6 protein-coding genes, 1 tRNA gene and 1 pseudogene are annotated in these 5764 nt (G+C 38.4%); 7 read left to right on the top strand and 1 reads right to left on the bottom strand.

What is annotated here, in order from left to right; genetic code table 11:
* The first annotated feature begins 193 nt into the window (after window positions 1-193).
* The 3 genes from VB714_RS06880 to VB714_RS06870 all read left to right on the top strand — a co-directional run bounded on the left by VB714_RS06880 (window position 194) and on the right by VB714_RS06870 (window position 1879).
* A complete protein-coding gene (locus VB714_RS06880) occupies window positions 194-979 on the top strand; it encodes a TIGR04255 family protein (protein ID WP_323222453.1) in 786 nt (261 codons plus the stop codon).
* Window position 980: 1 nt separating this feature from the next.
* Complete coding sequence (locus VB714_RS06875) at window positions 981-1445, top strand: hypothetical protein (RefSeq protein WP_323222451.1); 465 nt, start codon at window positions 981-983, stop codon at window positions 1443-1445.
* Window positions 1446-1564: 119 nt separating this feature from the next.
* The gene (locus VB714_RS06870) at window positions 1565-1879 is read left to right on the top strand and encodes a hypothetical protein (protein WP_323222449.1); all 315 of its coding nucleotides are present in this window, start codon (window positions 1565-1567) and stop codon (window positions 1877-1879) included.
* A gap of 226 nt (window positions 1880-2105) precedes the next feature.
* Here VB714_RS06870 and VB714_RS06865 read toward each other — a convergent pair.
* Window positions 2106-2190 (bottom strand) — tRNA-Ser (locus VB714_RS06865).
* A 171-nt stretch (window positions 2191-2361) separates the two neighbouring features.
* Between VB714_RS06865 and VB714_RS06860 the strand changes: the two genes are divergently transcribed.
* The 4 genes and pseudogenes from VB714_RS06860 to VB714_RS06845 all read left to right on the top strand — a co-directional run bounded on the left by VB714_RS06860 (window position 2362) and on the right by VB714_RS06845 (window position 5619).
* Window positions 2362-2703, top strand: coding sequence for a Mo-dependent nitrogenase C-terminal domain-containing protein (locus VB714_RS06860; RefSeq protein WP_323222447.1), 342 nt, complete (start codon window positions 2362-2364; stop codon window positions 2701-2703).
* A gap of 89 nt (window positions 2704-2792) precedes the next feature.
* Window positions 2793-2903: pseudogene (locus VB714_RS27360) on the top strand (cobalt-precorrin-5B (C(1))-methyltransferase); the annotation flags it as partial.
* A gap of 99 nt (window positions 2904-3002) precedes the next feature.
* Window positions 3003-4178 carry a TRC40/GET3/ArsA family transport-energizing ATPase gene (locus VB714_RS06850; protein ID WP_323222443.1) on the top strand — a complete coding sequence of 392 codons (1176 nt, stop codon included), beginning with the start codon at window positions 3003-3005 and terminating at the stop codon, window positions 4176-4178.
* A 70-nt stretch (window positions 4179-4248) separates the two neighbouring features.
* Window positions 4249-5619, top strand: a complete 1371-nt coding sequence (locus VB714_RS06845) for a DUF4041 domain-containing protein (RefSeq protein ID WP_323222441.1) — start codon at window positions 4249-4251, stop codon at window positions 5617-5619.
* The last annotated feature ends 145 nt before the right edge of the window (window positions 5620-5764 follow it).

The following is a 5764-nucleotide window of genomic DNA, read 5'->3' as shown; positions in this document are numbered from 1 at the left end:
AAGTTTTTGGTTGTCTGCTGTCGGGCAGTCAGTGGACGTTAAACAGATGCTTGTGGAGGGGAATCTGGACGGGGTTTCAAGACAGAGATGACTTGAAACTAGGCAAACCCAGTGAAGCAAGAATCCCCCGTTATAATCTTTGATTTAACGGGGGAGTGTCAAAATCTGAACTAAGCAGACAAGTCAACAGGCAATGAGCGATCCTCAAACACTAATCATCGATGTCAATGAGACATTCCCACAATTAAGGCGATCGCCCCTAATTGAGGCGGTGATTCATTGGCAAGCCCATGCAACCAAAGAATTAGAACCAGAGACCCTGAAGGCAGAATTAACCCAACGATTACCAGACTATCGAGCCATCCAGATTCAGTATGAGCATGGCATCCATGTCGAAACACCACTACAACCCGATGGAAGCACCGCAGCATCAGCAGTAGAACACCGGACACAATGGATTGGCTTGAGACTTGAGAACGAATATAAAAACCGTGTAGTCCAATTCACCAAAACCGGAATCGCCATCAGTAGCGTCGGCAATTACGAATCATGGACAACATTTCACCAAGAAGCGTTAAATCTATGGTCATTGTTTTATGAACTAGCCGAACCCAGGATCATTAATCGTCTAGGGGTGCGCTATATCAACAAAATCTTAATTGAAGAAGGAGAAAAGCCATCAACTTATTTAAAAACAGTTCAAAAAAGCAACTTTAACCCATCTCTAAAAAGAGACACATTTTTCTATCAAGAAACTTACAAAGTTCTTAATCATCCCTATAGTATTAACTGGGTATGTACCCAACAATCAGAAGCAAATCAGCAATTTCTTATTGTTGACATTGATGTATTTATTTCACCATTGCCTGACCTTAAAAAATCATCATTAATCGAACATCTTAATAAAATACGTTGGCTTAAAAACACAATTTTTTTCAATAGCATCACAAACACAGCTTTAGAAAAATTTGGAGGATAAAATGGCAACCTTAACCAGAACAATAGGCAGCACAACCACCGCTAACTATATCGAGAAAATCAATCAAAATAATTCTCAGCATTTTTCCCAGTCAGTAGTTTTTGGTAAGCAGCAAGCCTATAACGAACTCATCGAATTATGGGATGAATGCCAAACCACAGACTGGGATGGATATAATGCCCTACCGATTCAGGAAAAAACTTTTAAGAAAACTTGGGCGGTAATCGAAGCATTGCCATTAACTTATCCATTACCGACCTTTGGTGCAGAACCCGATGGTCATATTACTTTGGAATGGTATCGCCATCCCCGTTGGATATTGTCTATTAGTATTAGCCCAGAAGGTTATCTTTATTACGCCGCTTTATTTGGGGAAGATAGCACTAATGGATCGGAATTTTTCTTAGGTGAAATATCAACAAGAATTCTGAATTTGATTGAACAGGTAAATATTCAAAAAATCTAAGTCAAATAATGCTTGATCCATCAAATATTCCACCTATTGAAGAAACTGAAATCCTAGCTAGGTATGTTTTGCAAAGTAGACATTTCCGAAACAATGGAACCCCAAGACCAGAGTTATTTATGCCTCATCCTCATCAAGATTTATCAGTGACTCGCCACCGAGAGACAACAGAAGCTGAAATTTGGCAAGTTGGGGATGATGTTGCCACACAAACAGGCAAAACACTTTATGGACGATTTGATATTCAAGCAAAAGATTGTCAAATTGAATCATTAACAATAAAAGCGAAACCTGTTGAAAATAATCACAATCATGCCGACATCACAGGCTGGTCATCATCAAAACCAGAACAAAAAGCCCTTGCTCTCAAAATTGCAGCAGCCCCAAGTATTACTAAACGAATTTCACCACCAAATCAGGGCAATAGTACATAACTTGTAGCTGCTTTCTCTACCAGATAAGCATTTTGGAGAGCAGTACAAAAAAGCCATCCAGATTAACCTCTAATTAAACAACAATTACGGCAACCGCGATTTACTTAAATACCTCCGCAATGAAAGCAAATATTTCTACGTTATCGAGTGCAAAAACGCCACCAAAGACGAGGCGATCGCCCCGCCTGTGCTAAATACAAAGAAGCCTTAGACAAGCATTTTAATACGGAGAGGGTGGGATTCGAACCCACGGAACCTTTCGGTTCACTCGATTTCAAGTCGAGCGCGTTCGACCACTCTGCCACCTCTCCACAAGTCTTTCCCTATGATAACAAGGAGAAGGGAGGGGCGCAATGGAAATCTTGAAGACTTAAGATAAAGTTATGATTCATAAAGGTAATTTATATTTTTATGCTCTTCCCATTTTTTAAAATTATGGATACTCTAGGAATATAGCAAATCACAAAGACCTATTTTGAATCATGTTAAATCCTAATATCGTTTCAAACGCCCTCGGAGTTTTATCTTTCCCCATCCGTACTTCTCTCTCCTCAGATTTTCGTACATTTGACCTCTACCATCCTCTTCGCCAATGGTTGAACCAATTAGAGATTAAGAGTAGCGCGATCGCCCATTCTATCTGTCGCACAATTCCCGCACAATGTCCATTTGAGCGTAAAATCAAAGTTTTTGGACGAACGGTAGTAGAAATTCCTCCGTTATGCAAGTTGAACCCAGTTTATGAAGAAGTTGTTTATTTGCGGTTTCGGGCTTTGTGTTACCTTGCTGATTGTTGCGGAGAAGACATTCAAAACTATTGCTAAAAGAAGAGAAAAATCATGGCACTACCTATGTTAAACAAACCATTCCCTCGTTACCTTGTTCTTTCTCTAAATCAAGTTTTTTTGTGACCATTTCTCAACCGCGATCGGGGTTTACCTTACCTGTTTTTGCCTGTGCTGCTGCTGTTGCTGCTTTACGCTATCTCCAGCAACAAACACCTTTAGAAACTGTACAAATAGACTACTGGCATATTTCTCGCCTTGACGTTCTCAAACAGCATTTTGTCTCGATTCCCGCTCCCTAAGTTAAAATATCAGGGACTTCTTAGGTAGATCGGCTCATGCGCGTAATTTTAATGACAGGAAAAGGCGGCGTTGGAAAAACCTCTGTTGCAGCAGCAACGGGGTTACGCTGTGCGGAATTGGGCTATAAAACCCTCGTCTTGAGTACCGATCCAGCCCACTCCCTCGCCGATAGTTTCGATCTAGAACTGGGACACGAAGCCAAACTCGTGCGATCGAACCTCTGGGGGGCGGAATTAGATGCACTAATGGAGTTAGAAGGCAATTGGGGGGCAGTTAAACGCTATATTACCCAAGTTTTACAAGCACGGGGACTTGATGGCATACAAGCCGAGGAATTAGCCATTCTCCCCGGTATGGATGAGATATTTGGGTTAGTGCGAATGAAACGCCACTACGATGAGGGCAAATACGATATTTTAATTATTGATTCTGCACCGACGGGAACAGCGTTAAGACTGTTGAGTATTCCAGAGGTAGGGGGCTGGTATATGAGAAGATTTTATAAGCCCTTACAAACCATGTCGGTTGCTTTGCGTCCTTTAGTCGAACCGCTTTTTAAGCCCATTGCTGGATTTTCTCTACCGGATAAAGAGGTGATGGATGCTCCTTACGAATTCTACGAACAAATTGAAGAATTAGAAAAGATTTTAACCAATAATACACAAACTTCAGTGCGTTTGGTGACGAATCCCGAGAAGATGGTAATTAAGGAATCTTTACGCGCTCATGCCTATTTAAGTTTATATAATGTGGCCACAGATTTGATTATTGCCAATCGTATTATTCCCGAAGAAGTCAGCGATCCTTTTTTCAAGCGTTGGAAGGAAAGTCAGGAAATTTATAGAAAGGAAATTCACGAAAATTTCCATCCTTTGCCAGTAAAAGAAGTTCCTTTATATTCTGAGGAAATGTGCGGTCTTGAGGCTTTAGAACGATTGAAAGAAACTTTATATGCAGATGAAGACCCATCACAGGTTTATTATCAAGAAAATACTATGCGTATTGTACAAGAAGGAGGATATTATAGTTTAGAACTATATTTACCCCGCATGACTAAAGATAAAATTCAGTTAAATAAAACTGGGGATGAATTAAATATTCGCATCGGTAATCATCGCCGCAATTTAGTTCTACCCCAAGCCCTAGCCGCGTTAAATCCGTCTGGGGCAAAAATGGAGTCAGATTATCTGAAAATTCGCTTTAGCACTTAATTGAATTAACATTTTGTGCTATTGCGATAACTTAAAAGAACAGTACTTATAGCTAGATTTTTTGTAGACAATGATACTTATCACCTTTATTACGACCTGTATTGCAATACTAGCAATTGGCTATATTCTAGCGAAGAAAGAGACAATTAGACAGCTTGAAGAACGATATGGAAAAATCTCAGTCAAAGAGCAAGAATTAAACAAACGTCAAGCTGAGATTAATATCAAGAAACAAAAAATAGAATCCTTCCAAAAAAAATATGGCAATCTGATAGAAAAAGATAAGATACTGATGGAACTCGAGTCCAATATTAAGGAAGATCGTAAAACTCTTGCCGAAATCAAGAAGGAAATTACATTATTAATATCCCGTTTACAAGAATTAGAAGAACAAGAGTTTATTGTTTCTCATGGGCTTTATGAAAGTAAATATGATTTTGGTACATCTGAAGAATATAAAGAGAAACTTGATACAATCAAAATAAAACAAAAGGAAAAGATAAAAAACAAAATAGCCGCTATCTGTCATACTGAGTGGACAGTAGAAGGAAGTCAAGCGAAAGGGAGAAAAATGATCAATGCTTTTTTGAAGTTAATTCTTCGTGCATTTAATGGTGAGTGTGATACAGCCGTTTTAAAAGTTAAGTATAATAATATCAAAACATTAGAAAAGAGAATTAACAAATCATACGAAGCTCTAAATAAATTATCAGAGACAAATAAATGTGAAATCACAAAAGAGTATTTGGGATTGAGGTTACAAGAATTATATTTAACTCACGAATTTCAAGAAAAGAAAAAGGAAGAACAAGAAGAGCAGCGTAGGATCAAAGAGCAAATGCGAGAAGAAGAAAAAGCTCGTCGTGAAATTGAAAAGATCAAAGAAAAAACTGAAGAAGAAGAAGAAAAATATACAAAAGAACTAGAAAAAGCTCGCCAAGAAATTACGCAATTAATGGGTCAGGAGAAAGACAAGCTACAAGAAAAAATTGAATATCTTAGACAACAATTAGAAGAAGCCACGATTAATAAAGAACGAGCAGTTTCACGCGCACAGTTAACAAAGTCAGGTCATGTTTACATTATTTCTAATATTGGTTCATTTGGGAGCAACATTTATAAAATAGGTATGACACGCAGACTCGATCCTAACGATCGCATCAAAGAACTGAGTAGTGCTTCTGTTCCTTTTCCTTTCGATATTCATACAATGATTTTTTCAGACAATGCACCAGAGTTAGAAAATAGATTGCATCAGATTTTTGATGAGAAAAGAGTAAATAAAGCTAACGATCGCAAAGAATTTTTTAGCATCACTCTAGATGAAATTGTAGAAACAGTAAAAAATATTGCTCGAGAAGAAAACTGGGAAACAAAAATTAGTTTTACCAAAGTCGCCGAAGCTGAAGAATATCGTAAAACTGTTGCCATGAAAAAATAATAAGTTTTTTCTATTTCTTCCTTCTTTATTATAGGGTGAGTTTTGCCCACCCTACTATTTAATTTCCCAAACAAATGCCCAAACCGCGAGCAGTTTTGACTAGAGTATCATTGGGATCGGCGGCGCGGTAATCCTGAATGGCTTC

The organism is Spirulina sp. 06S082 (assembly GCF_034932145.1).
Classification (GTDB): domain Bacteria; phylum Cyanobacteriota; class Cyanobacteriia; order Cyanobacteriales; family Spirulinaceae; genus CCY15215.
The sequence above is the reverse complement of the archived record's forward strand: the minus strand, read 5'-3'. Positions and strand labels throughout refer to the sequence as shown.

Excerpts from the sequence above, each read along its gene's own strand:
- VB714_RS06845 (WP_323222441.1), top strand. The coding sequence starts at position 4,249 with ATGATACTTATCACCTTTATTACGACCTGTATTGCAATACTAGCAATT.
- VB714_RS06860 (WP_323222447.1), top strand. The coding sequence starts at position 2,362 with ATGTTAAATCCTAATATCGTTTCAAACGCCCTCGGAGTTTTATCTTTC.
- VB714_RS06880 (WP_323222453.1), top strand. The coding sequence starts at position 194 with ATGAGCGATCCTCAAACACTAATCATCGATGTCAATGAGACATTCCCA.
- VB714_RS06850 (WP_323222443.1), top strand. The coding sequence starts at position 3,003 with ATGCGCGTAATTTTAATGACAGGAAAAGGCGGCGTTGGAAAAACCTCT.
- VB714_RS06875 (WP_323222451.1), top strand. The coding sequence starts at position 981 with ATGGCAACCTTAACCAGAACAATAGGCAGCACAACCACCGCTAACTAT.
- VB714_RS06870 (WP_323222449.1), top strand. The coding sequence starts at position 1,565 with ATGCCTCATCCTCATCAAGATTTATCAGTGACTCGCCACCGAGAGACA.